We start from the raw sequence: 25,602 nt of genomic DNA, 5'->3' as shown, positions 1-25,602 counted from the left end.
CCTTGGCAGTACGTCGAGCGTTCCCTGGCGCAGCCTCAGCCGCGCTGTCGAGGTTCGGGGTCGACGGCTAGGCCGGAGATGAGTTGTTCGATTACTGCGTGGAGGGCGCGGGTGTCGGTGGGGACGTCTTCGGAGTGGGCGAGGTATTGGGCGGCTTCGTCGAGGGCGCCGACGATGAGCAGGGCCAGGGGGCGGACGGGTTGGGGGCGGATGCGGCCGGCGGCGATGGCGCCGGCCAGGGCGTTTTCGACCAGGCCGATGGTGTGGCGGAGTTCGATCTCGCGCCACAGGCGCCAGCCGAGGACGGCGGGGCCGTCGAGGAGGGCGATCCGTTGCACCTCCGGGGCGGTCGAGGCTTGCAGCCAGGCCAGGCAGCCGACGATCAGGCCGGCGACCGGGTCGGCGGCGCGGGCCTCGGCGACGGCGGTGCCGATCACCTCGACCAGGCTGCGTTCGAGGTCCTCGAAGACCGCCTCGAACAGGTCGCGCTTCTCACCGAACTGGTGGTAGAGCGCGCCGCGGCTGACACCTGCGGCCTCGGCGACGGCGACCGTGCTGACCGCGCCATATCCGTGCCGGCCGAACAGTTCGCGCGCCGCGCGGATGACCGCGCCACGAGTCGAGGCCGAGCGTTCGGCTTGGGTTCGGCGGTCTGCGTTCATGGCGACGTTGAAGTCTAGGGCAGCACCGGATTTCGTCATCGATCCCGGCACGGCACGGGGCGACCGATTCTACCTTTACATACAGTCATCCTGTTTGTATCTTGCGAGGGACTTCTGCTCATGTCTGCAGCCATCAGAGATCTGTTCGAGCGCTACCACGCCTGCTGGGCCGATCGCGATCCCGACCGGATCGTCGAATTGCACACTCCCGACTCGATTTTCCATCTGCACTCGGGTAGTGAACCGGCGCGCGGGCGCGATGAGATTCGCGCCTCGGCGGCCCAAACCTTCGCGCTGGTACCCGATCTCACGTTCCAGCAGATCAATCTGCGGGTCGGCGAGGACTTCTGGGTCGTGCAGTGGAAGTTGACCGGGACCTCGATCACCGGCGCCGCCGTCGACGTGGATCTCGCCGATCTGGTGCTGGTCGAGAACGGCGCGGTGCGCGAAAAGCATTCCTATGTAGACGGTGTCGCGATGCAGGCCGCTTTGGCCGCGCCCGCCGAGATCGCGTGATCGAACCCGGAACTGTTCAGCGGTAACCGATTTCGGTCGATCAGTCGACGCGGAGCACGATGACCGAAGCGTTGTCGTTTCCGCCCGCTCGGTCGCAGGCTTTCAGCAGATCGGTGACGATCGCTTGCGCTGCCGCGTTGCGGCCGAGGAAGATCCGGAGATCGTCGTAGCCGACCTGCTCGGATACACCGTCGCTGCACAGGAGATAACGGTCGCCGGGTCGCAGCGTCACGCTGAGCACGTCGGGTTCCGGAGCGCCGCCGCGTCCGACGTACCGGGTCAGGTGATACCGCGCCGCCGCGGCCTGCTGAGAATCGAACGGATACCAACCGTGCACGGCACCGAGCCAAGCCATCGTGTGATCCGTCGTCAACAGTTCGAGCAGGCCGTCGCGCAACCGGTACACGCGCGAGTCACCGATCTGCACGATGCTGTAGCCATGCGGCGTTGCCACCATGGCGGTCAGCGTGCATCCCGCCAAACTCCGTAACTCCTGGCCGATTCGGTTCACCTGAGCATCGGCTGCGGCGACCGCAGCACGGTACGTGTCCGGCCCGGGATCTTCCGCACGTGCGACATGGTCGACGAACATCTCGACGGCAGTCCGCCCCGCAGCCGCGCTACCCGGCCCATCCCCCATACCGTCCGCCACCACCGCCAGCAGCGGTTGCGCACGCAGATAGGTGACATCGAAGTTCGCCGAATAGCGCTTGCCGATGTCACTACCTACAGCGACGTCGATCACGGGACCACCCATCCGCGAATTCTGACACACCGAGTCCGCACGTCGATCGGACAATTCCCGCTGCGCACCACCACCATCGGGCGGGCAGCACAGGTCACCCGAGACGCCCACGCAAGATGTCGACGCCCGTACCCTGGAGGTCGGCCAACGCGGCCGGCCGACCGGCCACGACCAAGACGATGGCCTCACCCGGACCTTCGACGCTGGGCCCACTCCCGTGCTTCCAGTCCACATCGGTTGCGGCGAAACGCAATCCGCGCATGCGCGCCCCCGGACGCAAGAACGGGTCGGGATGACGCAGCAACGTCAGCAGGCGCGGGGCCGGCACTGTCCGGGCCAGACCCAGCGGCCGCCGGATGTCCTGGTGATGAATCAACGTGTCGGCGAGGGCAATTCGAGGAGCAACCCGGGTCGGGAATCCGCCGCGGCGGGTCGTCTCGAAGGCCGCGAGCAGTTCATCGATCGGCCTGTCCCGCCAGCTCTCGACATAGCGGGCATTGATCCGGTCGAAGGATCCACCGGCCCGCAGCGTCTCCAGCGCATAGGTCAGCGGCGGCGTCACCTCGTAGAGCAGATGCGCGGCGACATCGCGAACCCGCCATCCGCCGCACAGCGACTCGGTATTCCACTGCTCGTCGGTGAGCGTGCCCAGCAGGTCCGCCAGCTCTGCCCGCTCCCGCGCCACCATTGCGCGCACATCTTCTTTCACAGCACCCCTTCCCACCTGCGTGATACCTCCCGTAGATCGATAAATGCGATCAGTGATCACATAGCGTACAGTGATCACTGTACACACGCGCAATCATGCGGTAACTACCCGCGGGAAGGAAACAGGCCGTGCCGGAGACCACCGCCGACCACACGCCGCCGACCAGGCGGGCGCAACGCCGGGCCGCGACGATCGCCGAGATCAAATCCCATGCGCGGCAACAACTCGCGACCGATGGCACGGGCGGATTGTCGCTGCGCGGCATCGCCAGGGAGATGCGCATGTCCCCCGCCGCGCTGTTCCGCTATTTCGACAACCAGTCGACGCTGATCACCGCCCTGTGCGTCGACTCATACGACGCGCTCACGGCCGCGATGACCGCCGCACAGGAGATCGGTACCGGGCCCGCCGAACAGTGGAGCGCCGGCTGCGCGGCGGCCCGGCGCTGGGCGCTGGCCAACCCCGCCGAGTTCGCCCTGATCAACGGAACCCCGATCCCCGGCTACCAAGCGCACCCCGAGGAGACCGGTCCGGCCGCCGGCCGGCTCATGGCCGCGGTCGCGACGCCATACCTGGCCGCGGTCGCGCAAGGCGCCGCCGATCCCACGGCCACCCTGGTTCCGGCGCTGGCGGCGGGCCCGCTACTCGGCGGCGACTCGATGGAGCCCACCCCGGTCCCCGGCATCCTGGTCAACGCCTGGGCCTCCGTCCTCGGCTTCATCGCCGGTGAAACGTTCGGCAGCATCGCCGCGCTGATCGCCGACCCGGACGAACTCTTCCGCGGCCACGTACGAACCGTCATGCACGGCATGGGTTTCCGCGAACAATCCTGACCATCGAGGAGGCCGCCATGGCAGAACTCAGTACCCGCGCACGAGCGATCCGGCATCGAATCATGGACCAGGTCCGGAGCACCGGAACCGCACCGGCGATCGCCGAACTGCGTGCACAGTTCGCGGTATCCGACCAGCAACTCGCTGCGGATCTGCGGGATCTGGAAGGCGCGATCTGCGTCGCGCGACAAGACGACGAACATGCCGGCAGCCCCGTCTTCCAGGACGAACCGCTGGCCACCCCGCAGCCGCCGGCGGGTGAACTCGTCTACGCGCGCCCGTTCGCCACCTTCGCGAACCACTATCGGATAACCGTCGACGGCGTCCAGCGCTGGTTCGCCGAATGCGCGGTCGAGGCCTGTGCGATATCCGGCCAGTTCCCCGGATCGGAGGTGATCGTGGACTCCGTATGCCGGCAGACCGGCCGACCCGTTCGCCTGATCGGTCGCGACGGAATATTGCTGGACTACGAACCGAAAACCCTTCGCGTGCACCTCGGATACCCGCTGCGCGAGATGCCCCACCGGGTCGTCGGCTGGTGCGATTACAACAGTTTCTTCGCCTCCGAGGAGGCCGCCGACCAATGGCGCAGCGAGCATCCCGAGATCAAGGGCACAACCCGGGCACCCGAACAGATGTCGCACCTGATCACCGACCTCCTCGGCCGGAAACGCCTGGAATACGACTACCAGCCCGAATTCCCGCTTCTGCGGGTAACCCGCAACCTGCGTCGCTTCGGCCTCGTCGAGACGACGCGGCGCGGGCTTCCTCGAGTGGACACGTTCTGGCTGCCGACACCGAGAATGATTCGCGACTGGCGGCGCAACGGCCTCGGAAACTTCTTCCGATTCCGCTGGCGCTGACCACGCCTCGCGGGAACCTATGCCCGCCAGCGCATTTCAGCCCCGGGCGAGTTCAACAGCCGGTGCATCCGTGGCATCGTCGAATTCGACGACGTGGCGGTAGCTGTAGTCGTCCCGATCGAAGCGGACTGCCTTGCGATAGGTCTTCAGCAACGACCACGGGCGGATGTACGGAGACTTTCCTTGGGAGTTGACGAAGTAGCTGTTGGAGCCCGCACACCGGTTTTCGAGGTAGAAAGACAGATTTCGGCCGCTACGGAGCATTTCTCGATGGAATCGCTCCTGGGCTTCGGGGCGAACCTCGACGGTGGTGGCGCCGCGGCTGCGGGTTTCGTCGATGACGGTGGCGATGTGGCGCATGGCGTTCTCGACGAAATAGTGGAACGCGGTCCCGGTCCAGGAGTAGGGACCGACCATGATGAAGCGGTTCGGGATGCCGGCCACCGAGGTGCTGTAATACGCCTTGAGTTCCTCGGTGTTGTAGAAGACGCCGAGATCGAATCCGTCGCGCCCGATGACCGTTCCGGGTTTGTAGCTTTCCGGGTCGGAGAAGACCTCGTAACCGGTGGCGAGCACCAGGGCATCGATCTCGCGTTCGGCGTCGTCGGCGCTGCGGATGCCGTTCGGTGTGATTTCCGCGATGCCCGCGGTGATCAGCTCGACATTGTCCCGATTGAGCGTCGGCAGGTAGTCGCCGCCCGCACCGCCGCGGATGCAGACGATGCCGAATCCGGGGCGCAATTCCTGTCGGATCTTCTTGTCCTTCACCTTGATTCGCACCCAACCGGCGTAGGCGTTGCGCCCGGCGAAGTCGACCAGTCGGGACGCGGCGCGCCACAGCGGCGCGGGCGTGAAGACCGCGACCCGCAACAGCGCGTCGACCGTGACCTGGGCGATGCCGTTGGCGACCGCGGAACCACCGGGCAGCGCGAGCAACCGCTGCATCCACGGGCGCAGGACGAAATCCGGTTTCGGCAGATAGACCTGCGGGGTCCGCTGATAGATGTCGAGCCGCTGAACCTGTTGCGCCAGCTTCGGCGCGATCTGCATGGTGCTCGCGCCGACGCCGATGATCGCGACCCGCTTACCGGTGAAATCGTATTCGTGATTCCAGTTCGCCGGATGCATGGAAACACCCGCGTAGGAAGCGAGTCCGGGGATGTCCGGAGTGGTTTTCGGGTTGATGTACGCGCCGACGGCACTGATCACGAAGCGAGCGGTGATCGTCTCCCCGGATTCGGTGTGCAGCCGCCACAGCGCGCGGTCGTCGTCCCATTCTTCTCGAACGATGGTGGTGTGGAACCGCATTCGGCGCGGCAGATCATAGTCGGCCGCGACCTGCTCCAGGTACGCCAGGATCTGGTCGCGTTTGGCGAACAACCGGTCCCAGTCGGGTTTGCGCGCGAACGAGAACTGATAGGTGGTGCTGGGGATATCGCATCCGGCGTCGGGATAACTGTGGCTGTACCAGGTACCGCCGAGACCGGCGATGCGGTCGACGATGAGGAAGTTGTCGATGCCGATCTCTTGCAGTTTCACCCCGGCGCAGATGCCGCCGAGGCCCGCGCCGATCACGACCACCTCGTATTGCGGGGTGAATTCCATGCTTTCGCTCATTTGGCACCTTCCTCGGACCGTCGGCTACTCGGCCCGGCCGAAGTCTTTCCATTCGTGGTGATCGATAGCGTCGATGCCCCGCCGGTACGTGCGACCGCGGCCACACGCCGCCGGAACAGCGGGCCCACCCCGCCGATTCGATAAGCCGCCCGCCAGATAGGCGGAAACCACGTCGAGAATCGCAGCGGCAGCCGAGGGGTGACCGCGACCGTCCAGACGACCTTGGTCCGGCCGCTGCCGATATCGGCGAAGGTCATGTTCTCGGCGTACTGCCGGACCAGCAGATACTGACTCCAGTTCCCGCTCACGACGCCGAAGGTGATGCGCTGATTCGGTTCGTAGCGCCAGAACCGTTCGTGTTCCACCCACAGAAAACGCAAGGGCGCGAACACCGATCCCATCTCCCGGACCACGCCGACCCCGCGTGCCGATGACGGGTAGCGCACCCCGACGCACGGAAACGGCAGCCAACTCCACGCGCGGTCGTCATCGAGCGCGGTCCACACCGCTTGCCGCGGCGCCTCGAACACGGACTCGATGGTGAAAACCAGCGCGGCGGTGTCGAAGACGGAATCGTCAACCGGCGGCTGGGCGTGCTGAGTGTGCAGGAACGAAGCAATGCTCATGACCATCTCCGAGTCCGGTGGCAGCTGACGAAGTCATCGCGTAATTGCTGGCGGCAGGGTTGGGCCATCGAGAGACTCCCTCGTTGTCGTGCGTCGGACCGGTACAGCTGGGCTGGTTCACCAGCGGTCAATTAATCGACAAGTACGTCACTAAACTAAACCGTCTCAGACGGTGGCGCAAGGGGTAGCGGAACCAGCGCCGCGTCGCGGGAAATGCGTGCGCAGCCGCATACGATGTGCTGGATGACCGAACCAGCCAAGCGCGTCCGCGGTCCCGGCCGGCCACGCGACGAACAGAACACCGAGCGGCGGCGACGCGAGCTGATCGAGGCCGCCTACCAGGTCTTCACGACCAAGGGCTATGCGGCCGCCTCCACCGCGGACATCACCAGCGAGGTCGGCATCGGTTACGGCACCTTCTACCGATACTTCGACAGCAAGCGGGCAATCCTCGACGATGTCGTCGACTACGGCCTCGACCGGCTGCTCACCGAGATCGCCGGCGACGTATTCGAACCCGGCACGGTCGAGCAGGAGGTCACCGTCGGCCGGCTGGTGCAGACCTGGTCCGGAGCGGTGGATCGGATGTGCCGCATCGCCGAATCCGACCCGGCGCTGATGCAGGCGCTGCTGTTCGAACTGCCCGGCATCGACGACGAACTCAATGCCCGGCTGCTCGGGCTCGGCGGCATCCTCGCCGCCGCCGTCGACCGTTTCCTTTCGCGCGCAGTCGATTCCGGCGTGCTGCGCGACCAGCTGAATACCGCCGACGTCGCCTGGATGCTGATGGCGTTGACCATCCCACCGGTCATGCGGACCTTGCAGGGCGAGGGCGAACCGGAGCGACGGCGCTATATCGAGACCGCGATGGCGGTGCTCACCCCTGGGCTACAGCACAATTAGTCGACGCCCACGTCTGCTGATGTCGGGCGACCGTCGCGGAAGGGGTCTCGGTGGCGAAGGACATCCCCACCTCCAGGGTTCGACGCGGGGCGAAGCTGGGCAAACTGGTCGCTGACCAGGCCGTGCGTGGCGTCGGCGTCACCTTGTCGATGGTGCGCGATAGCGACGAGGAGCATCTCGCCCGGACCGAACGCGCGCTGGTCGACGCGGCCGAGGACATCGTCACCGTGCTCGGCAGCATGAAGGGTCTGGCCATGAAGGCGGGGCAGTTGCTGTCGATGTTCGATCTGCTGGCCGTATTCGGCACCGACGCGGTGCCGCCGCGACAGCGGGAACGGTTCCAGCGCAAACTCGCTGTGCTCTGCGACCAGACACCGCACGTTCCGTTCGCGCGGATGCGGGCGGTCATCGAGGCCGACTACGAACGCCCGCTGGATACGGTGTTCGCGGAATTCGACGAACAGCCCATCGGCGCGGCATCGATCGGTCAGGTCTATCGCGCCCGCCTCGCGGACGGCCGGGCGGTGGCGGTCAAGGTCCAATACCCGGGAATCGATATCGCGATCCGGGCCGATCTGAAGAACCTCACGCTGGTGATGCGCATGGTGCGCACCGTCGCCCCCGCGCTGGCCGATCACGCCATCTATCGGGAAATCGCCGGCCATTTCGCCGATGAGATCGACTATCGGATCGAAGCCGAACACCACCGGGTCGTCGCGGAGACCTATCGCGACCATCCGTTCATTCGCATCCCGGAAGTCTTTCCGGAGCTGTGCACGGCCCGTGTGCTGGTCACCGAACTGGTCGACGGTCACCGATTCGACGAGATCGTCGCGATGGCCGACAGCGAGCGCAATCGCGTCGGCGAAATCCTGCTTCGCTTCTACCTGGGATCGATGGTGCGCGAACGCCGCTTCACCGGCGATCCGCACCCCGGCAATATCCTGCTCGCCCGCGACGGCAAGGTCATCTTCCTCGATTTCGGCCTGTTCAAGCACATGGACGAGACGGCGGTGGAATTCGAAATCGCCTGCATCCGAGCGGCAACCGAGTACCGCAGCGCGGACCTGCGCGCCCTGTTCGTGGAATACGGACTGCTGGAACATGATTCACCCGCCACCTCGGACGAGTGCCTGCGCCTGCTGTACGAAGTCTCCGGTTGGTTGCTCACCGACGCCGAAATCAAGATCGCCGAAGACACCGCCGCAACCTCCATCCTCGCCCTCATCGACCCCCGCCGCGGCCACTTCGAGAACTGGCGCCGCGAATACGCCCCCGCCGAACACGCCTTCGCCCGCCGCGTCGAATACGGCACCCTCGCCCTCCTCGGCAAACTCCGAGCGGGCGGCAATTGGCATCGCATCGCCCGGGAATGGGCTTACGGCGACCCGCCCCGCACGGAACTCGGTGTGCTGGAACAGCATTGGCTCGCCTCCCAAGGGTAGCGACGCCGGTGACTCAGGGGGCGGCGGGCAGGTGGAGTGCGGTGATGCCGGCGAGGATGAGGTCGATTCCGGCGAGGAACTGGTCGCGGTCGTCGTGGTCGCGCGCTTGTCTCGCGACGGCCCGGGTGAACGGGTAGGTGTCGGGATCTAGCTCTTCCCAGGCATTCGATACGGCGGTGAGGAATTCGGCGCGGTCGACGCCGGCGCCGAGGACTCGGGCATTCGACGTGTACTGGCCTGCCGCGCCGAAGATGTAGTGCATCAACGCGGTTGCCGTGCTGAACCAGCTGTCCTCTGGCACGCCGAGGGCGCGGACCTGGCGGCCGATGCTTTCGAGGATCTGTGGCGTCACCGGACCTGAGGGGCTGCGGGACAGCTGCATGCCGAGTTGTGTTGCCAGCCAAGGGTGTTCGTCGATGGCGTCGAACAGGCCGAGGGCGACGGCGCGGATCGCGTCGGGCGGCGAGTCCGGCGACGCGGCGGGTTCGGCGGCCAGCGCGGTGGCGACGACGGCCTCGGTGGCGGCGGCGAGCAGTTCGCCTTTGTTCGCGACATGCCAGTAGATCGCCCCGGGTCCGGTGGCGAGGCGCTCGGTCAGCGCGCGGAAGGTCAGACCGCTCTCGCCGGTCGCGTCGAGCAGCTCGATGCCCACCTCGACGATCCGCTCTTTCGAGAGCGCGTCGGTGCGTCGTTCGGTGCGCTGCTTCTTGGTCGCCACGAGGTCCATCTTGACACGTCTGGAATGTTGTTCCAACATGGATCCCATGGAACGGCGTTCCATCGCGACTTTCGGAAAGGATCCACCATGACGACACCGGTCACGATCATCGGGGCGGGGCTCGGCGGACTAACGCTGGCCCGCGTCCTGCACGTCCACGGCATTCCGGCCACGGTCTACGAGGCCGAAGCCTCCCCGACCACGCGCCGGCAAGGCGGCATGCTCGACATCCACGACTACAACGGCCAGATCGCGATCGAGGCGGCCGAGCTGACGGACGAGTTCCGCGACATCATCCTGGCGGGTCGCCAGGCGATCCGGGTCCTAGATCAGAACGGGACCGTCTTGCTGGACAAGCCCGACGACGGCACGGGCGGGCGCCCCGAGGTGCAGCGCGGCGAGCTTCGCCAGATGCTGCTCGACTCGCTCCCCGCAGGCACGGTCGAGTGGGGCCGCAAAGTCGGCAATGTCCGCGCGCTCGGCGAAGGCGGCTACGAAGTGACCTTCGCCGACGGCAGCAGCATCGTCACCGATCTGCTGGTCGGCGCGGACGGCGCATGGTCACGAGTCCGGCCGTTGCTCTCCCCCGCCACACCTGAATACACCGGCACATCCTTCGTCGAGACCTACCTTTTCGAGGCCGGCACCCGCCACCCGGCGGCCGCGAAAGCCGTTGGCAGCGGCGGGATGTTCGCGCCCACCCCGGGCACGGAGATCCATGCGCACCACGAAAAAGGCGACACCGTACACACTTACGCGGTGCTCGCCCGGCCGCTGGACTGGTTCGCCACCATCGATTTCGCCGACGCGGCTGCGGCCACCGACCGGATCGCGCGCGAATTCGACGGCTGGGCACCGGAACTCACCGCCTTGATCACCGAGACCGACACCGCCCCGGTGCACCGCCCGCACTATGCGCTGCCGCTGGACCACCGATGGGATCGACTGCCGGGCGTGACCCTGGTCGGCGACGCCGCCCACCTCTGCGCCCCCAACGGCGAAGGCGCCAACCTGGCCATGCTCGACGGTGCCGAACTCGGCAAAGCCCTTGCCGCACATCCCGATAGCGTCGAGACCGCGCTCGCCGAGTACGAGCAGGCCATGTTCGCGCGCAGCACCGAGATCGCCACCGAGGCCGTCGAGTTCTTCGAGGGCCTGTTCGACAGCGGCGACCCGGCCCAGCGCATGACCGACTTCTTCAACGATGATGCCGGAACGGCGAACTCGCGTGCATGACGTGGTGATCGTGGGCGCCGGGCCGGTCGGCCTGCTGCTCGCCGGTGAACTGGCCCGCGCGGGCTGTTCGGTCCTGGTGCTCGAGCGGGAGACAGAGACGCGGAACCCGTTCAAAGCGAATCCCGTTGGGGTGCGCGGGTTGTCCGCCGCGTCGGTCGAGATGTTCTATCGCCGCGGCATGCTGTCCCCGCTGCTGGAGGCATCGGGTGCCGATCCCGGCACCGGCGAATCCGCGGCCCCGCGCAGCGTCGGCCACTTCGCCGGCCTGATGCTCGACCCGGCCGACGTCGACGTCACCGCGCTGCCGTTCCGGCTGCCGAGCCCGGCGCTGCACGGTGTACTGACGAGCCTCGAAGCAGTCGAATCGGTGCTGTCCGAGCGGGCGGGGCGGCTCGGCGTCGAGATCGTACGCGGCGCAACGGTTTCCGACCTCGCGCAGGACGACGAGAGCGTGGTCGTGCGGGCCGGCGCGGACGAATACGCGGCACGCTGGGTCGTGGGTTGCGACGGCGGTCGCAGCACTGTGCGTGGGCTCGCCGGTTTCGCCTTCGTCGGCACCGAGCCGCAGCTCACCGGCTACGTAGCGCTCGCGACTATTGCCGATCCGGAGAAGCTGAACCTCGGCTTCAACCCGACGCCGACCGGCATGTACCTCCGGACCCCGGCGACGGACTATATCGGCATGATGGACTTCGACGGCGGCGCGTTCGATCGCTCGCAACAGCCGTCGCTCGACCATCTCCAGACGGTGCTGCGCCGGATTTCCGGCACCGATGTCACGCTGACCGACGTCCACCTCACCTCGACGTTCACCGATCGAGCGATGCAGGCGACGACCTACCGGCAGGGCCGTGTCCTGCTCGCGGGCGACGCCGCGCACATCCACTCTCCGCTCGGCGCACAGGGACTCAACCTCGGCCTCGGCGACGCGATGAACCTGGGCTGGAAGTTGGCGGCGACGGTGCACGGGTCCGCGCCGGACGGACTGCTCGACACCTACACCGGCGAGCGTTATCCGATCGGGGCCTGGGCACTTGACTGGTCGCGCGCGCAGGCAGCGGTCATGCGGCCGGATCCGTATCGGCAGGCGGTTCAGCAGGTGGTTCGCGACCTGCTGGGAACCCGGGATGGCACGACTTACGTGTTCGGCAAGTTGTCTGGCTCATCGATCCGCTACGACCTCGGCAGCGAGCATCCGCTGGTCGGCCGCAGCGCCCCGGAGTTCCGGCCGGCGGACGGCACTCGGCTCGGCGACCTGATGCAGGACGGGCGCGGCGTCGTGCTCGATTTCACTGTCGACCGGTCGCTGCACGATTCGGTCATGCTCTGGGAGAATCGGATTCGATATGTTGCCGGATCGGCGCACGACGATCTCGGGGCAGGTGCCGTACTCATCCGACCTGACGGCATCGTGGCCTGGGTGGGCGATCAGGGCCCTGATCGTGCCGAGTTCGAGCACGCCGCCGGCCAGTGGTTCGGCAGTCCGGCGAGCCGAAAGCGGCGGCGCTCTTCCGGTTTCGTTGCCGCCGGACACTTCCTTTCCTCCGCCGGGTTCCAGAAGCGCGTGTGACGATTCGCGCCGACCAACTGCGTTGTGCCATTGGAGACTTGACCACCGACGGCTGGGCGGCGAAGTCCGGCTCGGCTGTTCACTGCGGGGCGAGGGAAATTCGACCTACCGAGGGTGGATGGGTTCCGTTAGGGCTCAACGGTTTCCGCTCAGTCCCGCAGCACGGTAGCGACCCGGCGTGGTGCCGATGATGCCGGTGAAGGCGGTAATGAAACCGCTCGGGTTCGCCCACCCGCACGCGTGGGCGACCCGGGTCGTGTCGTGGCCGTCGGCGAGCAGGATGAGTGCGTGATAGATGCGCAGCTGAGTGCGCCACTCGTAGAAGGTCATGCCGAGTTCGTTGCGCAGGAGGCGGCTGAGGGTGCGACCGCTGGCCCCGATCGTGTGCCCGAGTTCCGCCAATGATGTGTTGTCCGAGGGGTTTTCGTACAGCAGCTGGGCGACGGCGCGCAATCGGTCGTCGTGCGGTTCCGGTAGTTGCAGCGGCTGCTCGTCGGCCTCGCGTAGTTCGTCGACGAGCACGCGGCGCAGTCGGGCGCGGGCGGCGCGATCGTCGTCGCGGTCGTCATTGCGCGGGCCGGTGAGATTCAGCAGCATTGCGCGGGCCAGCTCGGATGCCAGGAACACGACGGGACGGTCCGGCACGAACGCGGCCAGCGAACCGGGCAGGAATTCGATCCGCATATCGGTGTCGCCGTGCGCACGGTGATAGTGCGTGATCCCGGCCGGAGTCCACGCGACGCGATTGGCCGGAACGATCGACGTACTGCGTTCGGTGTGCACCGATATGACGCCGCGAGCGGCATAAACGAGATGCCCACGCGGATGGGAATGCACCGAACTCGTTCCGCCCGACGGCCACAGATGAGCGCCGCCCGACGGCCACAACCGCGACATCGACGGAGCTTGGCGGCCAACGGGCATAACTTGGCATCCTATCGGTGGCCCGCCGCACCGCCTTGTCGCGAGAGTGAAGGCATGCGCGATATGACGATGAAAGCCGCCGTATGTGTCGGAGCCGGCGGCCCCGAGGTACTGGAACTCCGCGAATTGCCGGTGCCCGCGGTTCGGGAGGGTTGGAGCTTGGTGCAGGTGAAAGGCACGGGCCTGAACCGCTCGGAGTTGCGGACCCGGCAGGGACATTCCCCGACCGTGCTGTTCCCGCGCGTGCTCGGGATCGAATGCGTGGGCACCGTGGCCGCCTCCACCGACCCCCGGCTGCCGGAAGGGGCGACAGTCGCGGCGGTGATGGGCGAAATGGGCCGGGCGTTCGACGGCGGTTACGCCGAGTATGCGTTGCTGCCGAATTCCCTACTGATGCCGGTCGATTCGACATTGCCCTGGGACGTGCTGGCCGCACTGCCCGAGACATATCTGACGGCGCACGGCGCATTGGACGCGCTGGGCATCGCGAGAAACGGACGGCTGCTGATTCGCGGCGGGACCTCGTCGGTGGGGCTGGCGGCCGCGTCGATCGCGTCCGCGCACGGTGTCGAAACCGCCGCGACGACGCGTCGACCGGACCGGATTGATGCACTGAGCGTCGACCACCCGCTCGTCGACGACGGAACGTCACTGGCCATCGATCTGCACACGATCTGGTCGGAGGGCCCCGATTACGTCCTAGACCTGGTCGGCGCTCACACCGCGGTGAACTCGTTGAACCTGGTCCGTCCCGGCGGAACGGTCTGCGTGGCAGGCTCGCTCAGCGGATGGTCGATCCAGGACTTCGAACCGATCGCGATGATCCCGTCCGCCACCAAACTCACCGCATTCCACAGCAACAGCCTGAAGGGCAACGCGACGGTTTTGCAGCGAATCATCGACGAGGTCGAGGCCGGTGTTTATCGGCCGAATATCGACCGCGTCTTCGAACTGGACGATATCGTCGCGGCCCATCGATACATGGAGAACAATCAGGCCACGGGCAAGCTCGTCGTGACGCCTGCGGGACTTCGGACTAATTGATGGCGTCGGATCGGCTCTGCTAGCGTGAAACGTTGCTGGATGATTGCTGGATATATCGAGTGCACGATCCGATCGATCCACTGCTGAGGACGGGAGTCATGATGCGAGGCATTCTGAAGGTTGCGGCGATGTCGATCCTGCCGATGGTCACGATCGCAATGTCCGCTGGTCCGGCGTCCGCGGACCCGGTGCATTTCGACGCGGCGCACGCCGACGTCGGACCCGGCTGCGCGGGCACGGTCAATGCCGAGGTGTCGGCCAGCCAAGGTCAGCAAGCCCGTGAGTTCGCGGATTTCATCGATAGCTCGGCCAGGGTGACGGTGAATTTCGCGCCCGACGCCGCCAACAATCCGTTCGGCTCGTTGTCCGCCACGCCGGGTGGCGGAAACGACTGCCAGGTCACCACCACGGTCACGATGAGCAATCTGGATTCCGGTGCGAGCATCACCGAGACCAAGACCACCGAGCACGACGGCCATTACGGCTGGAACGCAGCCTTCTTCACCCTCCCCGGCTCGGGCCGGGTCGCGGTCCAGGTGAGCACGAACCCCAGCCCGTCCGAACTCGTCATCGACGTGCCCGCGCCGTACTGACCACCCGGCCCGATCGGTGTCAGTCGCCGTGTCAGGTCAGCGTCAGGTCGGTATCAGCCGGGCTCGCGACAGTATTCCCATGACCAACACAGCGAACACCTCGACCGCCTCGACCTGGACCGGAATGGTCGCGGTCGACGACACCGCACTGTCGGTGACCGACACCCGCGGCTCCGGCCAGGCCGTCATCTACCTCAACGGCTCCTACGCCGACCAGCGCCCGTGGCGGCCGGTGATCGCCGAGCTCGGCGGCGAATACCGCCACATCACCTTCGACGAGCGCGCCCGCGGCAAGTCCAAGCAGTCCGCGGACTACTCCTTCGAAGCCTGCCTGCGCGATATCGACGCCGTCCTCGCGGCGACCGGCGTGGCGCGCCCGATCATCGTGGGCTGGTCCTACGGCGCGCTGCTCGCGGCGCACTGGGCCGAGCGCCATCCGGACCGCGTGCTGGGCGTCGTGTCGGTGGACGGCGCGCTGCCCTACGGCCTGACCGGCGAGGAAGGCCGCGAGCGGATCCGGAAGCTGTTCCACAAGATGCGTTTCCTGCTGCCGCTGGCCCGCCCGTTCGGCCTGGCCGCGCGCATGTCCGCCGAGCAGCACGCCGACATCAACATCGAGGCCAACGAGCTGCACGCCGCGCTCGCCCCGGTCCTCGACGAGGTGACCTGCCCGATGCGCTACGTCCTGGCCACCGGTGCCAACCTCGGCGGCGGCGAGGAAGAGATGGAAGCGGCGCGCGCCTCGCTCGATCCTGTGCTCGATCGCAACCCGAACATCCAGGTCAGCGCGAAGGTGCCGAGCAACCACTCGCACATTCTGCGCAAGGATTTCCGGGCCGTCGCCGACGCCATCCGGGCGACCGCGCTGGATCCGTCGAACCGGTGACCGCGGCGTGGCGGCGGCGCGGTCATCCCGGCCCGTAGGGTCGGGCCGGTGGAATTGCGTCAACTCCGGTACTTCGTCACCGTGGCCGAGGAGCTGCACTTCGGGCGAGCCGCCGAGCGGCTGCACATCGTGCAATCGGCGGTCAGCCAGCAGGTTCGTCAGCTGGAACGCGAGCTGGGCGTCGAACTGTTCGACCGGTCGCCGCGCCGGGTCGTGCTGACCGAGGCCGGCGCGCAATTCCTGCCCGGCGCGCGGGACGCACTGGCCGCGGCCGCCCGCGCGAAGGCGTCGATCACCGGGTTCGTCCCGGGCGCGACGCTGCGGCTCGGCACCAGCACCGGACTCGGCGATCATCTCGATCGCATCATGGAACGCCTGGTGCCGCAGGTGCGGGTCGAGACGGTGTCCGCGTCCACCCGGCAGCGCGTCGAACAGGTGCTGGACGGGCGGCTCGACGCCGCGTTCCTCCGCGGCCGGATCGATCATCCCGCGCTGCGGCGCATCCCGGTGTGGGACGATCCGCTGCTGGTCGCGATCTCGGCGCGGCATCCGCTGGCCGGCGCCGCCGAACTCGCGTTGGCCGATCTCGCGCCATATCCGTTGCGGCTCACCGAACGTCGCGCCAACGCACCGCTGGTCGACCTCGTCGTCGACGCCTGCCACGAGGCCGGATTCGAGCCGGTGCCCGGACCGGTCAGCTCCGCGCTGTCGGACACCCTGGCCCTGATCGGCTCCGATACCAGCTGGACCGTCGTCTACGCCGCCCACGCGCGGCAACTCCGCAGCACCAGGGTGGTGTTCAGTTCGCTTGCCGCACCGGGCCTTTCGCTGGAAACCGCGCTCATCGTGCGGGCCGCCGCAGCACCACCCGCGCTGGAGATCCTGCTCGCCGCCTGCGAATTCGACGATCACGATCGGTGATCGCTGCGTGCGCGAACCGGCTCTTGGACAAGGCCGCGCTGTGCAGCAGATTTGTCGGTAGGCCCGCCCACACGAGGAGCAGGCACCGAGAAAGGGATCGCAATGCCGAATGTCATTGTCCAGCAACTGCCCAAGACCGACGAAGCCAAGCGCGAGCTGGTCCGCCGGATCACCGACGCCTTCGTCGACGCCTACAAGTCGCCCGCCGAGTCGGTACACGTCTGGATCGAGGAGTACCCGGCCGACGGATACGCGGTCGGCGGAAAGTTCATTGCCGACAAGTAGTTTCGCGTTCATCGGGAGGACTGGACCCCGCCGCGCACTCGGCGGGGTCGGTCACCGTCAATGAGCGGTGAGTCCGCCGTCCACCACGAGTTCAGCGCCTGTCACGTAAGAGGATTCGGCACTGGCGAGGAACAGCATGGCCGACGCGATCTCACTGGCGAGGCCGGCGCGGCGCATGGGTGTGCGCACGATGTCGGGTTGCTGGTCTCCTTGTTCGTCGAGGATTCCCTGAATCATGGGAGTGGCGATTACGCCCGGGTGCACGGAATTGACCCGGATGCCGCGGGTCGCGTATTCGACGGCGGCGGTCTTGGTCAGCAGCCGGACCGCGCCCTTGGACGCGTGATAGGCGGCGGCTCCGCCACTGCCGATCAGGCCGAGTACCGATGACGTGTTGACGATCGAGGCGGCGCCGGACGCGCGCAGCAGGGGCATGGCTGTTTTCATTCCGAGCCAGGTCCCGGTCTGGTTGACCGCGATCACGCGGTCCCAGGATTCCTGCTCGGCAGCCTCGACCCCAGCCCAGTCCACGACGCCGGCGACATTGATCAGAATGTCGAGACCGCCGAACCGCCGACGGGTCGACTCGATGACCCGCGCCCATTGCTCGGCCGAGGAAACATCCAGCTCAGCGCCTATGACATCGGCGTCGTCGGCGCGAAGACGCTCGGTGAGCGCCTCCACCGCAGCACTGTCGATGTCGGTGACGACCAGCTGCGCGTCCTCGCGGGCGAACAGTTCCGCGGTGGCGAGACCGATGCCGCCGGTCGCGCCGGTGATCAGCGCGACCCTGCCCGCGAGCCGACCGGGCGGCGCGGTCACTGCGCGGTCCAGCCGCCGTCGACGGCCAGCAGCGCACCGGTGATGAAGCCCGCCGCGTCGGAGCAGAGGAACGCGACGGTCTCGGCGATCTCCTCGGGCTTGCCGATCCGGCCGATCGGATGCGCCGAGCCGAACGAGGCGAGCATCTCGCGGCCGTTGTCGACCACGCCCTCCATGATGTCGGTATCGATCACCCCGGGCAGCACGGCGTTGGAGCGAATTCCCTTGGGCCCGCCTTCGATTGCGAGCACCCGGGTGATCTGCGCCAGTGCGCCCTTCGAGGCGGCGTAGGCGGTTTGGGTCGCGAAGGCGACTACCGAGGAGACCGACGCGATCGACACGATCGACCCGCCACTCCCCTGCTCCATCACTCGGAAGGCCTCGCGCGCCTGCACGAAATTGCCGCGCGCGTTGATCCGGAGGATCGAATCGAACTCCTCGACACTGGTTTCGGTGATCGGCTTGTTCAGCGTGCGGCCCGCGTTGTTGACCAGGATGTCGAGTCGACCGAACCGCTCGACCGCCAATCGCATTGTGGCGCGGGCCAATTCCTCGTCGGAGACGTCGCCGACGAGCGCGGCGACGTGCTCGGGATCGTGCTGGGCGAGCTGCTCGACCGCGTCGAGGCGGTCGGTGACGACCAGCTGCGCGCCCCGGGCCCGCAACAGTGTGGCGGTGGCCTGGCCGATGCCGCGGGCCGCACCGGTGACGACGGCGACGCGGCCGGTCAGATCCCAGCCGGCCGGGATGGACATGGTTTCGCTTTGCTTGTTCTCCACGTCGACCAGCGTGTCCGGAACGTGGTCGCGGTGGCAGGCAGCCGTTCTCGTGGGAGTAACGCACCCAGGGACGGCGGCGCGATCCGGCCTACGATGCGGACATGGCACCAACCGAGCTGGGCGACTACCTGCGCGCCCGCCGCGCCCAGGTACGACCCGCCGAGGTGAACCTCGCGACCACCGGGCTCCGGCGGGTACCGGGCCTGCGCCGCGAAGAGGTCGCGCTGCTGGCCGGACTCAGCGTCGACTATTACGTGCGGCTCGAGCAGGGACGCGAACGCGGTCCGTCGGCGCAGGTCGTCGACGCACTGGCCGCCGCGCTGCGCTTGGACGAGGACGGGCGCGGGCATCTGTTCCGGCTGGCCGGGCTCAGTCCGCGCGCCCTCGCGGCCGCCGTTCCCGTTCGCGTCGATCCGAGCCTGCTCCAGCTCATGGACGCCTGGCCGGACAACCCGGCCATCGTCTACAACCGCGCCAACGACGTCCTCGCCTCCAACGAGATCGCCGACGCGCTCTTCCACGACTGGACCCATTCCCGCAATCTGATGCATGTCGTCTTCACCGACCCTGCCGCGAAAACCTTCTACGTCGATTGGCAGATCGTCGCCCGCAATTCCGTGGCCGGCTTCCGCCTCGGCTACGGCGAGGCGCCCAACGATCCGCGCATCCAGCAGGTCCTCACCGAATTACTCGACCGAAGTCCCGAATTCGCCGAACTGTGGACCACCCACGACGCCCGCGGAAAAGCCTTGGAGAGCAAACGGTTCGACCATCACGCGGTCGGTCCGATCACCCTCACAATGCAAACGTTCGACGTCCGCTCCAGCCCTGGGCAAGCACTGGTCGTCTATCACGCCGACCCTGGTTCACCGAGTCGCGAAGCGTTGACTTTGCTCGGATCCCTCGCCGCCACGGCGCGCGAGAGTTCCTGACCGTCTCACTCGAAACCGGTCGCGGGGCGACCGTCGTATTCGGCGCGGGCGGCGTCGATGCGCTCCAGATGCGCGATGCTCCACTCCAGCAGGGGTGCGGTGGCTTCGCGCAGGGTCAGGCCCATCGGGGTGAGTTCGTAGCTGACGTGCGGTGGCATGACGTTGTGGACCGTGCGGGTCAGGATGCCGTCGCGTTCCAGGCTGCGCAGGGTGACGGTGAGCATGCGCTGGCTGATGCCGTCGATCTCGCGTTTGAGTTCGGTGAAGCGGCGCGGACCGTTTCGAAGATTGCGCACGACCAGCAACGACCATTTGTCGCCGACGATGCCGAGCACCACCCGGGCCCGGCATGCGTTGTCCGGCTCGGTCATCGGTTACCTCCAAGGAACCCGAGCACAAAAATGTGCCTTATTGCCCGGGACATGTCGAGCGATCACCATGGGTCATGGTTCTCAAAGAGTACCGAGTTATGAATGGTGACCGCCAGTCTGCTGGCGCACTCGGCAAAGGAGATCGTTCCAACCATGTCAACATTTCTGCTGGTACACGGCGCTTGGCACAGCGGACGCTGCTGGGAGCGGGTGGTTCCGCTGCTGGAGTCGGACGGGCACCGGGTGCTCGCGCCGTCGCTGACCGGCTACGGCGACAAAGCGCACCTGCTCGGCCCCGAGGTGGGCCTGGATACGCACGTCGACGACATCGTCACGCTGATCGGCGAGCAGGACCTCAGCGAGGTGATTCTGGTCGGCCACAGCTATGCGGGGCTGGTCATTTCGTCTGTGGCGAACCAGGTTCCGGACCGCATCGGACACCTCGTCTACCTCGACGCGATGGTCCCGGAAGACGGCGAAACCGCCGTCGACGTCCAACCCATCAGCCAAACCCTGATCGACCTCGCCGCCAGTTCCGGCAGCGGCTGGCGCATCCCGCCGCTCCCCGAACACCCACTCCCCCTCGGCCTGTTCGGAGTCACCGACCCCGCCGACGTAGCCTGGCTGCGCACCATGCTCTCCGACCAACCCGTGCGCTGCCTCCAGCAACCGGTCCACCTGAACAACCCTGCCGCACAATCGATCCCACGCACCCACATCCACTGCGTCGGCGCCACCCCGGCCGGCATCACCCGCCGCCCCGTCCCCGCCACCCAACCCAACGGTTCACCCGCCCAGATCCGCGAGTTACCCACCGGCCACGACTGCATGATCACGATGCCCGTCGAACTCAGCAAACTCCTGCTCGAACTCAGCCAGTAGCGGGATGATGCCCGCAGCCAGGCGAGACGAGACTGTTCGGCAACTACGTGACACACCCGTTTCGTCTGCGCCGACCGGCTGACAGTCGCGGCTCGCCGATAATCGAGCGGTGGCCTACTTCGGAATCCAGCAGTACCAGCCAGAATGGGTCACCGGGCGCGCCGCTATCGAGTCAGCTCATGGCCCACGATTAGTAGCGCTGGTCGGGCGACGTTTCTCCGGTGGCTGGCTGGCATGGGATCAAGATGCGGACGAATGGTTCGCCGACTGCCCGGTGCTGATGAACTTCGACGGTGAACAAGCCGAGATCACTCATCAGAAGTTCGCCGACCTGTCCATCACCTGGAACTCCATCGCCCCGGTCCGGAACTCGACCTGGTCGAACGGCGACGACAACGATCCCGAAATCCACACCCGCTGCGGGCATGAACATCACCAAACGAGATCAGCGACCAGGAACTAGCTGAACCATCAGGGCTGGTTTCAACGGAAACGGGGGTCACTTCGCCTGCATCGAGAGGCTTCCAGGTGCTGCTGCATTGCGAACCCGGCGCGCGCGACAAGGACTGAATCGCTCGACTTCAGGGGCCGCCCATGCTGCTGCCGATGTAGTGGTGGGCCTGGGCGGGGTGCAGTGTTATGCGCCGGTTGTATTCGCGGAGGTAAGCCGCCTTCCAGCGCGGCCAGTCGAGGTAGGCGTTGCCTGCGCCACGGCGATATCGCCGGTATTGCTTCTTCTTTGTCAATGTCAGCGACTGCTGGGCCGCCCGGGCGGCTTGGCGCGCGCTCTCCAGGCCGCGTCGCCTTTGCTCGGTCGCGAGCGGAATGGGCGGATCGGTGAAGATGCTCGGCGCTCTTCGCCACGATATTTTCAGCTGCATCGAACCCCCTCGCGATCGAATTGCCTGATCAAGAAAACCGCGCCACCGACATTTCAGCAACCGCCGAGAGGCAGGCCGAGTGGTCCGTTACCTGCAATACACATCATCGAGACCCTCGCACCCCGGTCAGAGGGCGGTGGTCGAAATCCCGACAGCGGATTTTCGATCAGCTCACATTTCGACCGTTATCTGCCACGCGTGACCGAGCACAACGTCTGTCGCCGATGCGGCGCCGGGCCGCGATACAACCGGCGCCGCAACAGGTCTAGGAACAGCAGGTCGGCCCGCAGCAGGCCGCAGGTTCCGGGGAGGCTGGTTGGTCGATGGGTTTCACGGCTTTCACGATCGCGGAGTGCATGCCGTCGGCGACGGAATGGGTCGGGATGATCTCGATATCGGTGAACCCGGCCTCGGCCAGGCCGGCGCGGTATTCCGCGAACGACAGCGCTCCGGCGATGCAGCCGACGTAGTCTCCGCGCTCGGCACGCTGGTCAGGGGTCAGGGTGTCCTCGGCGACGACGTCGGAGATTCCGATCCGTCCACCTGGTGCGAGCACGCGCGCCATCTCGGCGAATACGGCGGGTTTGTCGGTCGAGAGGTTGATCACGCAGTTGGAGATCACCACGTCGATCGTGTTGTCGGGCAACGGGATCGCTTCGATCGTTCCCTTGACGAACTCGACATTGCCGACCCCGGCCTTGGCCGCATTCGCCCGTGCGAGCGCGAGCATCTCATCGGTCATGTCGACCCCGAACGCCTTGCCGCTCGCCCCGACCCGGCGCGCGGACAGCAGCACGTCGATCCCGCCACCGGAGCCGAGGTCGAGCACGGTCTCGCCTTCGCGCAGGTCCGCGACCGCGGTCGGGTTCCCGCAACCCAGTGACGCGGCGACCGCCTGGATCGGCAGCGCATCCCGGTCGCCGGCCTCATACAGGCTCGCGCCGAAGTTCTCATCGACCTCGATCGCCCCGGTCGCACAGCAATCGCTGCCGCCACAGCAGTCCTCGGCGGTCCCGCCGTCGGCGACCGCCACCGCGGCGGCCGCATACCGTTCGCGCACAGTCTCGCGCAGTTCGTTGATCGGCTCGGACATGGAAACACTCCCTTTCGGAACACCCGGAACGGAGGTTGATGCCCCAATGACCGGGTTGTATCGATGACTGTCGATGCAAGTCTGGCGCGCTGAATAGATATCTGTCAATATTGATGAGTGTCGAAACAAGAACTTCCGGTGATCGCCTCCACGACCGGCTGCTGCACCACCGTCTCCGAACGACTCGACCCCGCTGCCGCCGCCGATCTGGCAGCCACGTTCAAAGCGCTGGGTGATCCCGTCCGGTTGCGGCTGCTGTCGCTGGTCGCGGCTGCGGGCGGTGAAGAAGTCTGCGTCTGTGAGCTGACACCGGCCTTCGAGCTCTCGCAGCCGACCATCTCCCACCATTTGAAGGTGCTGCGTGAGGCAGGCCTGCTGACCTCACAGCGGCGCGGCACCTGGGTCTACTACCGGGTCGTTCCCGCTGCACTGCAACGACTTTCCGACGCCTTGATCCCGACCGGCCTGGCCGCAACCCCGGCATGAAGACCACTACACCGCCGCTGACGCGGCGGCTGGCCGCCGAAGCCCTCGGCAGCGCCACCTTGGTCGCGGTCGTCGTCGGCTCCGGCATCGCCGCCCAGCAGCTCTCACCGCACGACACCGGGTTGCAGCTGCTGGAGAACTCCACCACCACCGTCTTCGACCTGGGCGTGCTGATCCTGATCCTCGGCCCGGTCTCCGGCGCTCACTTCAACCCCGTTGTCTCCCTGGCCGATTGGCTCGCCGGACGCCACACCCGCACCGGGCTGACCGGACTACACCTCACCGCCTACTGCGCGGCGCAGAGCCTCGGAGCGATCACCGGGGCGGTCATCGCAAACGTCATGTTCGACCAGGCCGCCGTTCAGATCTCGACTCACCATCGCCTCACCGGCGGGCACCTGCTCGGGGAAATCGTCGCCACCGCCGGGTTGATCGTCATCGTCTTCGCCCTGGCCCGCACCGGTCGCGCCGTCCTGGCTCCGGTGGCGGTCGCGGCCTGGATCGGCGCTGCCTACTGGTTCACCAGCAGCACTTCCTTCGCCAACCCCGCAGTCACCCTCGGGCGGATTTTCACCGACACCTTCGCCGGGATCGCGCCTGCTTCCGCGCCCGGTTTCGTCGCCGCTCAACTGATCGGCGCGCTGATCGGGCTCGGCCTGATCGCGATCCTCTACCCCCGGACTGCCGTTGCCGCCGATAACGTCGTCATTCCGCACCACCTCGCTGCCGACTGAAAGGCACTGTCCGCCAATGTCATCCAGACCCAGTGTCTTGTTCGTTTGCGTCCACAACGCCGGACGATCGCAAATGGCCGCCGGACTGCTCACCCACCTCGCAGGGGACGCGATCGAAGTCCGTTCCGCCGGAACCGCGCCGGCCGACACCATCAACCCGATCGCCGTCGAAGCGATGGCCGAGATCGGCATCGACATCGCCGACCAAGCCCCGAAAATCCTCACCCCCGACACCGTCGAGACCTCGACCGTCGTGATCACCATGGGCTGCGGGGACACCTGCCCCTACTTCCCCGGCGTCTCCTACCGCGACTGGAAACTCGACGACCCCGCAGGCAAAGGCATCGACGCCGTCCGGCCCATCCGCGACCGAATCGAACACCACGTCCGAGAACTACTCACCGAGCTCGATATCCCACCGCCGTTGAGCCATCGCCGCGGAAAGCTGCTGGCGCTCGGGACGTCGTCACTGGCGGGCATCCGAGCGAGGTTCGGTTTCCGGGGTGAGCAGGACGATCGGGATGATGCGGTCGGTCTGCTGGGCGTACTCGTCGTAGAGGGGAAAGATCTGTGCCATCTGGGGCCAGAGGGTCGCGCGCTCGGCCGCGGATGCGACTCGGGCGTGAGCGGTGAAACGGTGGGTACCGGCTTGGACGCCGACGCTCGGGTCGGTCAGGAGGTTCTTGAACCAGGCCGGGTTGTCGTCGGCGCCGGCGTTGGAGGCGACGACGACGAGATCGTCGCCTGAGCGGCCGTAGATCAGGACGTTGCGGCGCGGCTGGCCGGTTCTGCGGCCGGTCGTGGCGAGCACGAGCATGTGCACACCGTTGTTCTCGTGTCCCTCGGTACCGCCCGAGGCCATGTAGGTGCGGGTCTGTTCGGCGACCCAGTCCCATTGCGAGTCGATAGCGCGGTCGAGGTCTTCGGCGACGGCCATGTCGGCGGTCCTTTCCAGTCGGGTGAGGCGCGGTCGTACGGCCGCTCTACATCTAGGAACGGAGCCCGCCGACTGTTCTCGACATCCTCGGCGACCTTGTCCTCGAGAACTTCGTGGCTCGCTCGGCTAACCCCAACTCGCACTACCGGCCGGTCGGTTTAAGGATGCTCTATCCGCTAAGATTCGAACATGGGTTCGAGTGATGAGCCGCAGCGTACCGAGGGCACGGAGCCGGAGTTGGCATATCCGAATGCGATGGGCCACTACTACCGGACGGCGGTGGAGAAACCGAAGCCGGTGTGGGTTCGGTTGGACGCGATCGTGATTCGCGATCCGGGCACGCCCAGGCACATCAATGGGTCAGGGGTGATCATGCGTGGTGAGCGCCCGGGGTTGCTCACGCATTGGGTGCCGACCGTGGACGGGGATTGGTTGGGCAAGGTGACGTTCACCGTGCAGTACGCCGATGGCCGGCCGGATCTTCGGGTTCCGGATCAATTGGTGCCGGCGTATGCGCTTCGCCCGCGAACCGAACAGCAGTAATTCGGTTCGCGAGATATACCCGTAAACGCAAGAAGACCCCCAACAA

Annotated in this window: 31 protein-coding genes and 1 pseudogene; 19 read left to right on the top strand and 13 right to left on the bottom strand. The window is 66.7% G+C overall.

Features of this window, described 5'->3' with window-relative positions; all coding sequences use genetic code 11:
• Positions 1-35: 35 nt before the first annotated feature.
• Positions 36-662, bottom strand: coding sequence for a TetR/AcrR family transcriptional regulator (locus F3087_RS40955; protein ID WP_150407566.1), 627 nt, complete (start codon positions 660-662; stop codon positions 36-38).
• A gap of 120 nt (positions 663-782) precedes the next feature.
• On the opposite strand from F3087_RS40955, the gene F3087_RS40950 reads away from it, so the two are divergent.
• Entirely contained in the window at positions 783-1,178 is a 396-nt protein-coding gene (locus F3087_RS40950; protein WP_150407565.1) for a nuclear transport factor 2 family protein, read from the top strand.
• A 40-nt stretch (positions 1,179-1,218) separates the two neighbouring features.
• Here F3087_RS40950 and F3087_RS40945 read toward each other — a convergent pair whose 3' ends face one another.
• Together F3087_RS40945 and F3087_RS40940 are read right to left on the bottom strand one after the other, a co-directional pair.
• The gene (locus F3087_RS40945; RefSeq protein ID WP_150407564.1) at positions 1,219-1,935 is read right to left on the bottom strand and encodes a PP2C family protein-serine/threonine phosphatase; all 717 of its coding nucleotides are present in this window, start codon (positions 1,933-1,935) and stop codon (positions 1,219-1,221) included.
• Between the two features lie 82 nt (positions 1,936-2,017).
• Complete coding sequence (locus tag F3087_RS40940) at positions 2,018-2,611, bottom strand: maleylpyruvate isomerase family mycothiol-dependent enzyme (protein ID WP_150407642.1); 594 nt, start codon at positions 2,609-2,611, stop codon at positions 2,018-2,020.
• 149 nt (positions 2,612-2,760) lie between these two features.
• Between F3087_RS40940 and F3087_RS40935 the strand changes: the two genes are divergently transcribed.
• Together F3087_RS40935 and F3087_RS40930 are read left to right on the top strand one after the other, a co-directional pair.
• The gene (locus tag F3087_RS40935; protein ID WP_150407563.1) at positions 2,761-3,465 is read left to right on the top strand and encodes a TetR/AcrR family transcriptional regulator; all 705 of its coding nucleotides are present in this window, start codon (positions 2,761-2,763) and stop codon (positions 3,463-3,465) included.
• Positions 3,466-3,482: 17 nt separating this feature from the next.
• A complete protein-coding gene (locus tag F3087_RS40930) occupies positions 3,483-4,328 on the top strand; it encodes an alkylmercury lyase family protein (RefSeq protein WP_150407562.1) in 846 nt (281 codons plus the stop codon).
• 36 nt (positions 4,329-4,364) lie between these two features.
• Here the strand turns inward: F3087_RS40930 and F3087_RS40925 are convergent, their stop codons facing one another.
• Both F3087_RS40925 and F3087_RS40920 read right to left on the bottom strand, forming a co-directional pair.
• Positions 4,365-5,945, bottom strand: a complete 1,581-nt coding sequence (locus tag F3087_RS40925) for a flavin-containing monooxygenase (protein ID WP_150407561.1) — start codon at positions 5,943-5,945, stop codon at positions 4,365-4,367.
• A complete protein-coding gene (locus F3087_RS40920) occupies positions 5,942-6,571 on the bottom strand; it encodes an SRPBCC family protein (RefSeq protein ID WP_191094395.1) in 630 nt (209 codons plus the stop codon). Before F3087_RS40920 ends, F3087_RS40925 begins: the two co-directional genes overlap by 4 nt.
• 243 nt (positions 6,572-6,814) lie before the next feature.
• On the opposite strand from F3087_RS40920, the gene F3087_RS40915 reads away from it, so the two are divergent.
• Positions 6,815-7,474 (top strand): TetR/AcrR family transcriptional regulator, encoded by a 660-nt coding sequence (locus F3087_RS40915; protein WP_191094394.1) that lies wholly within the window; start codon positions 6,815-6,817, stop codon positions 7,472-7,474.
• 50 nt (positions 7,475-7,524) lie between these two features.
• On the top strand, positions 7,525-8,919 hold the full coding sequence (locus F3087_RS40910; RefSeq protein WP_150407558.1) for an ABC1 kinase family protein: 1,395 nt from the start codon (positions 7,525-7,527) through the stop codon (positions 8,917-8,919).
• Between the two features lie 13 nt (positions 8,920-8,932).
• Here the strand turns inward: F3087_RS40910 and F3087_RS40905 are convergent, their stop codons facing one another.
• On the bottom strand, positions 8,933-9,646 hold the full coding sequence (locus F3087_RS40905) for a TetR/AcrR family transcriptional regulator (RefSeq protein ID WP_223885737.1): 714 nt from the start codon (positions 9,644-9,646) through the stop codon (positions 8,933-8,935).
• A 78-nt stretch (positions 9,647-9,724) separates the two neighbouring features.
• On the opposite strand from F3087_RS40905, the gene F3087_RS40900 reads away from it, so the two are divergent.
• Both F3087_RS40900 and F3087_RS40895 read left to right on the top strand, forming a co-directional pair.
• Positions 9,725-10,873 (top strand): FAD-dependent oxidoreductase, encoded by a 1,149-nt coding sequence (locus F3087_RS40900; RefSeq protein WP_150407557.1) that lies wholly within the window; start codon positions 9,725-9,727, stop codon positions 10,871-10,873.
• A gap of 1 nt (position 10,874) precedes the next feature.
• Entirely contained in the window at positions 10,875-12,443 is a 1,569-nt protein-coding gene (locus tag F3087_RS40895) for an FAD-dependent monooxygenase (RefSeq protein ID WP_263407279.1), read from the top strand.
• A gap of 135 nt (positions 12,444-12,578) precedes the next feature.
• Here the strand turns inward: F3087_RS40895 and F3087_RS40890 are convergent, their stop codons facing one another.
• Positions 12,579-13,340 carry a helix-turn-helix domain-containing protein gene (locus F3087_RS40890; protein ID WP_223885735.1) on the bottom strand — a complete coding sequence of 254 codons (762 nt, stop codon included), beginning with the start codon at positions 13,338-13,340 and terminating at the stop codon, positions 12,579-12,581.
• An 81-nt stretch (positions 13,341-13,421) separates the two neighbouring features.
• Between F3087_RS40890 and F3087_RS40885 the strand changes: the two genes are divergently transcribed.
• The 5 genes from F3087_RS40885 to F3087_RS40865 all read left to right on the top strand — a co-directional run bounded on the left by F3087_RS40885 (position 13,422) and on the right by F3087_RS40865 (position 17,096).
• Entirely contained in the window at positions 13,422-14,411 is a 990-nt protein-coding gene (locus F3087_RS40885) for a zinc-binding dehydrogenase (RefSeq protein ID WP_150407554.1), read from the top strand.
• 98 nt (positions 14,412-14,509) lie between these two features.
• On the top strand, positions 14,510-15,004 hold the full coding sequence (locus F3087_RS40880; protein WP_150407553.1) for a hypothetical protein: 495 nt from the start codon (positions 14,510-14,512) through the stop codon (positions 15,002-15,004).
• Between the two features lie 79 nt (positions 15,005-15,083).
• On the top strand, positions 15,084-15,890 hold the full coding sequence (locus F3087_RS40875) for an alpha/beta fold hydrolase (protein ID WP_150407552.1): 807 nt from the start codon (positions 15,084-15,086) through the stop codon (positions 15,888-15,890).
• Positions 15,891-15,938: 48 nt separating this feature from the next.
• Positions 15,939-16,811: a LysR family transcriptional regulator gene (locus F3087_RS40870; protein WP_150407551.1), complete on the top strand. Its 873-nt coding sequence runs from the start codon at positions 15,939-15,941 to the stop codon at positions 16,809-16,811.
• A gap of 102 nt (positions 16,812-16,913) precedes the next feature.
• On the top strand, positions 16,914-17,096 hold the full coding sequence (locus F3087_RS40865) for a 2-hydroxymuconate tautomerase family protein (RefSeq protein WP_040738949.1): 183 nt from the start codon (positions 16,914-16,916) through the stop codon (positions 17,094-17,096).
• Between the two features lie 57 nt (positions 17,097-17,153).
• Here F3087_RS40865 and F3087_RS40860 read toward each other — a convergent pair whose 3' ends face one another.
• Positions 17,154-17,918, bottom strand: coding sequence for an SDR family NAD(P)-dependent oxidoreductase (locus F3087_RS40860; RefSeq protein WP_150407550.1), 765 nt, complete (start codon positions 17,916-17,918; stop codon positions 17,154-17,156).
• Positions 17,915-18,697: an SDR family NAD(P)-dependent oxidoreductase gene (locus F3087_RS40855; RefSeq protein WP_223885734.1), complete on the bottom strand. Its 783-nt coding sequence runs from the start codon at positions 18,695-18,697 to the stop codon at positions 17,915-17,917. Before F3087_RS40855 ends, F3087_RS40860 begins: the two co-directional genes overlap by 4 nt.
• Before the next feature lie 101 nt (positions 18,698-18,798).
• On the opposite strand from F3087_RS40855, the gene F3087_RS40850 reads away from it, so the two are divergent.
• Positions 18,799-19,629 (top strand): helix-turn-helix transcriptional regulator, encoded by an 831-nt coding sequence (locus F3087_RS40850; protein WP_150407549.1) that lies wholly within the window; start codon positions 18,799-18,801, stop codon positions 19,627-19,629.
• A 5-nt stretch (positions 19,630-19,634) separates the two neighbouring features.
• On the opposite strand, the gene F3087_RS40845 is transcribed toward F3087_RS40850, so the two are convergent.
• Positions 19,635-20,000, bottom strand: a complete 366-nt coding sequence (locus tag F3087_RS40845; protein WP_150407548.1) for a winged helix-turn-helix transcriptional regulator — start codon at positions 19,998-20,000, stop codon at positions 19,635-19,637.
• A 153-nt stretch (positions 20,001-20,153) separates the two neighbouring features.
• Between F3087_RS40845 and F3087_RS40840 the strand changes: the two genes are divergently transcribed.
• Both F3087_RS40840 and F3087_RS40835 read left to right on the top strand, forming a co-directional pair.
• On the top strand, positions 20,154-20,882 hold the full coding sequence (locus F3087_RS40840) for an alpha/beta fold hydrolase (RefSeq protein WP_150407547.1): 729 nt from the start codon (positions 20,154-20,156) through the stop codon (positions 20,880-20,882).
• A 109-nt stretch (positions 20,883-20,991) separates the two neighbouring features.
• On the top strand, positions 20,992-21,345 hold the full coding sequence (locus tag F3087_RS40835) for a hypothetical protein (protein WP_150407546.1): 354 nt from the start codon (positions 20,992-20,994) through the stop codon (positions 21,343-21,345).
• A 118-nt stretch (positions 21,346-21,463) separates the two neighbouring features.
• Here F3087_RS40835 and F3087_RS40830 read toward each other — a convergent pair whose 3' ends face one another.
• Positions 21,464-21,763: a hypothetical protein gene (locus F3087_RS40830; protein WP_150407545.1), complete on the bottom strand. Its 300-nt coding sequence runs from the start codon at positions 21,761-21,763 to the stop codon at positions 21,464-21,466.
• 265 nt (positions 21,764-22,028) lie between these two features.
• Positions 22,029-22,856 carry an arsenite methyltransferase gene (gene arsM, locus F3087_RS40825; protein WP_150407544.1) on the bottom strand — a complete coding sequence of 276 codons (828 nt, stop codon included), beginning with the start codon at positions 22,854-22,856 and terminating at the stop codon, positions 22,029-22,031.
• A gap of 117 nt (positions 22,857-22,973) precedes the next feature.
• Here arsM and F3087_RS40820 point away from each other — a divergent pair, with 117 nt between their 5' ends.
• The 3 genes and pseudogenes from F3087_RS40820 to F3087_RS40810 all read left to right on the top strand — a co-directional run.
• On the top strand, positions 22,974-23,342 hold the full coding sequence (locus tag F3087_RS40820) for an ArsR/SmtB family transcription factor (RefSeq protein WP_150407543.1): 369 nt from the start codon (positions 22,974-22,976) through the stop codon (positions 23,340-23,342).
• Complete coding sequence (locus F3087_RS40815) at positions 23,339-24,076, top strand: aquaporin (RefSeq protein WP_150407542.1); 738 nt, start codon at positions 23,339-23,341, stop codon at positions 24,074-24,076. The genes F3087_RS40820 and F3087_RS40815 overlap by 4 nt, the downstream gene beginning before the upstream one ends.
• A 16-nt stretch (positions 24,077-24,092) precedes the next feature.
• Positions 24,093-24,485 (top strand): annotated as a pseudogene (locus tag F3087_RS40810) (arsenate reductase ArsC); the annotation flags it as partial.
• A 57-nt stretch (positions 24,486-24,542) separates the two neighbouring features.
• Here the strand turns inward: F3087_RS40810 and F3087_RS40805 are convergent.
• Positions 24,543-24,938, bottom strand: a complete 396-nt coding sequence (locus F3087_RS40805) for a nitroreductase family deazaflavin-dependent oxidoreductase (RefSeq protein ID WP_263407280.1) — start codon at positions 24,936-24,938, stop codon at positions 24,543-24,545.
• A 264-nt stretch (positions 24,939-25,202) separates the two neighbouring features.
• On the opposite strand from F3087_RS40805, the gene F3087_RS40800 reads away from it, so the two are divergent.
• Complete coding sequence (locus F3087_RS40800; protein ID WP_150407540.1) at positions 25,203-25,556, top strand: hypothetical protein; 354 nt, start codon at positions 25,203-25,205, stop codon at positions 25,554-25,556.
• Positions 25,557-25,602 lie beyond the last annotated feature (46 nt).

Source organism: Nocardia colli (genome assembly GCF_008704205.1).
Taxonomy (GTDB): domain Bacteria; phylum Actinomycetota; class Actinomycetes; order Mycobacteriales; family Mycobacteriaceae; genus Nocardia; species Nocardia colli.
The sequence above is the reverse complement of the archived record's forward strand: the minus strand, read 5'-3'. Positions and strand labels throughout refer to the sequence as shown.

What these genes read in the sequence shown, in the direction of transcription:
- F3087_RS40955 (WP_150407566.1), bottom strand. Translation starts at nt 662, where the DNA reads ATGAACGCAGACCGCCGAACCCAAGCCGAACGCTCGGCCTCGACTCGT.
- F3087_RS40950 (WP_150407565.1), top strand. Translation starts at nt 783, where the DNA reads ATGTCTGCAGCCATCAGAGATCTGTTCGAGCGCTACCACGCCTGCTGG.
- F3087_RS40945 (WP_150407564.1), bottom strand. Translation starts at nt 1,935, where the DNA reads ATGGGTGGTCCCGTGATCGACGTCGCTGTAGGTAGTGACATCGGCAAG.
- F3087_RS40940 (WP_150407642.1), bottom strand. Translation starts at nt 2,611, where the DNA reads ATGGTGGCGCGGGAGCGGGCAGAGCTGGCGGACCTGCTGGGCACGCTC.
- F3087_RS40930 (WP_150407562.1), top strand. Translation starts at nt 3,483, where the DNA reads ATGGCAGAACTCAGTACCCGCGCACGAGCGATCCGGCATCGAATCATG.
- F3087_RS40925 (WP_150407561.1), bottom strand. Translation starts at nt 5,945, where the DNA reads ATGAGCGAAAGCATGGAATTCACCCCGCAATACGAGGTGGTCGTGATC.
- F3087_RS40920 (WP_191094395.1), bottom strand. Translation starts at nt 6,571, where the DNA reads ATGAGCATTGCTTCGTTCCTGCACACTCAGCACGCCCAGCCGCCGGTT.
- F3087_RS40915 (WP_191094394.1), top strand. Translation starts at nt 6,815, where the DNA reads ATGACCGAACCAGCCAAGCGCGTCCGCGGTCCCGGCCGGCCACGCGAC.
- F3087_RS40905 (WP_223885737.1), bottom strand. Translation starts at nt 9,646, where the DNA reads ATGGACCTCGTGGCGACCAAGAAGCAGCGCACCGAACGACGCACCGAC.
- F3087_RS40900 (WP_150407557.1), top strand. Translation starts at nt 9,725, where the DNA reads ATGACGACACCGGTCACGATCATCGGGGCGGGGCTCGGCGGACTAACG.
- F3087_RS40890 (WP_223885735.1), bottom strand. Translation starts at nt 13,340, where the DNA reads ATGTCGCGGTTGTGGCCGTCGGGCGGCGCTCATCTGTGGCCGTCGGGC.
- F3087_RS40885 (WP_150407554.1), top strand. Translation starts at nt 13,422, where the DNA reads ATGCGCGATATGACGATGAAAGCCGCCGTATGTGTCGGAGCCGGCGGC.
- F3087_RS40880 (WP_150407553.1), top strand. Translation starts at nt 14,510, where the DNA reads ATGATGCGAGGCATTCTGAAGGTTGCGGCGATGTCGATCCTGCCGATG.
- F3087_RS40875 (WP_150407552.1), top strand. Translation starts at nt 15,084, where the DNA reads ATGACCAACACAGCGAACACCTCGACCGCCTCGACCTGGACCGGAATG.
- F3087_RS40865 (WP_040738949.1), top strand. Translation starts at nt 16,914, where the DNA reads ATGCCGAATGTCATTGTCCAGCAACTGCCCAAGACCGACGAAGCCAAG.
- F3087_RS40850 (WP_150407549.1), top strand. Translation starts at nt 18,799, where the DNA reads ATGGCACCAACCGAGCTGGGCGACTACCTGCGCGCCCGCCGCGCCCAG.
- F3087_RS40845 (WP_150407548.1), bottom strand. Translation starts at nt 20,000, where the DNA reads ATGACCGAGCCGGACAACGCATGCCGGGCCCGGGTGGTGCTCGGCATC.
- F3087_RS40840 (WP_150407547.1), top strand. Translation starts at nt 20,154, where the DNA reads ATGTCAACATTTCTGCTGGTACACGGCGCTTGGCACAGCGGACGCTGC.
- F3087_RS40830 (WP_150407545.1), bottom strand. Translation starts at nt 21,763, where the DNA reads ATGCAGCTGAAAATATCGTGGCGAAGAGCGCCGAGCATCTTCACCGAT.
- arsM (WP_150407544.1), bottom strand. Translation starts at nt 22,856, where the DNA reads ATGTCCGAGCCGATCAACGAACTGCGCGAGACTGTGCGCGAACGGTAT.
- F3087_RS40815 (WP_150407542.1), top strand. Translation starts at nt 23,339, where the DNA reads ATGAAGACCACTACACCGCCGCTGACGCGGCGGCTGGCCGCCGAAGCC.
- F3087_RS40805 (WP_263407280.1), bottom strand. Translation starts at nt 24,938, where the DNA reads ATGGCCTCGGGCGGTACCGAGGGACACGAGAACAACGGTGTGCACATG.
- F3087_RS40800 (WP_150407540.1), top strand. Translation starts at nt 25,203, where the DNA reads ATGGGTTCGAGTGATGAGCCGCAGCGTACCGAGGGCACGGAGCCGGAG.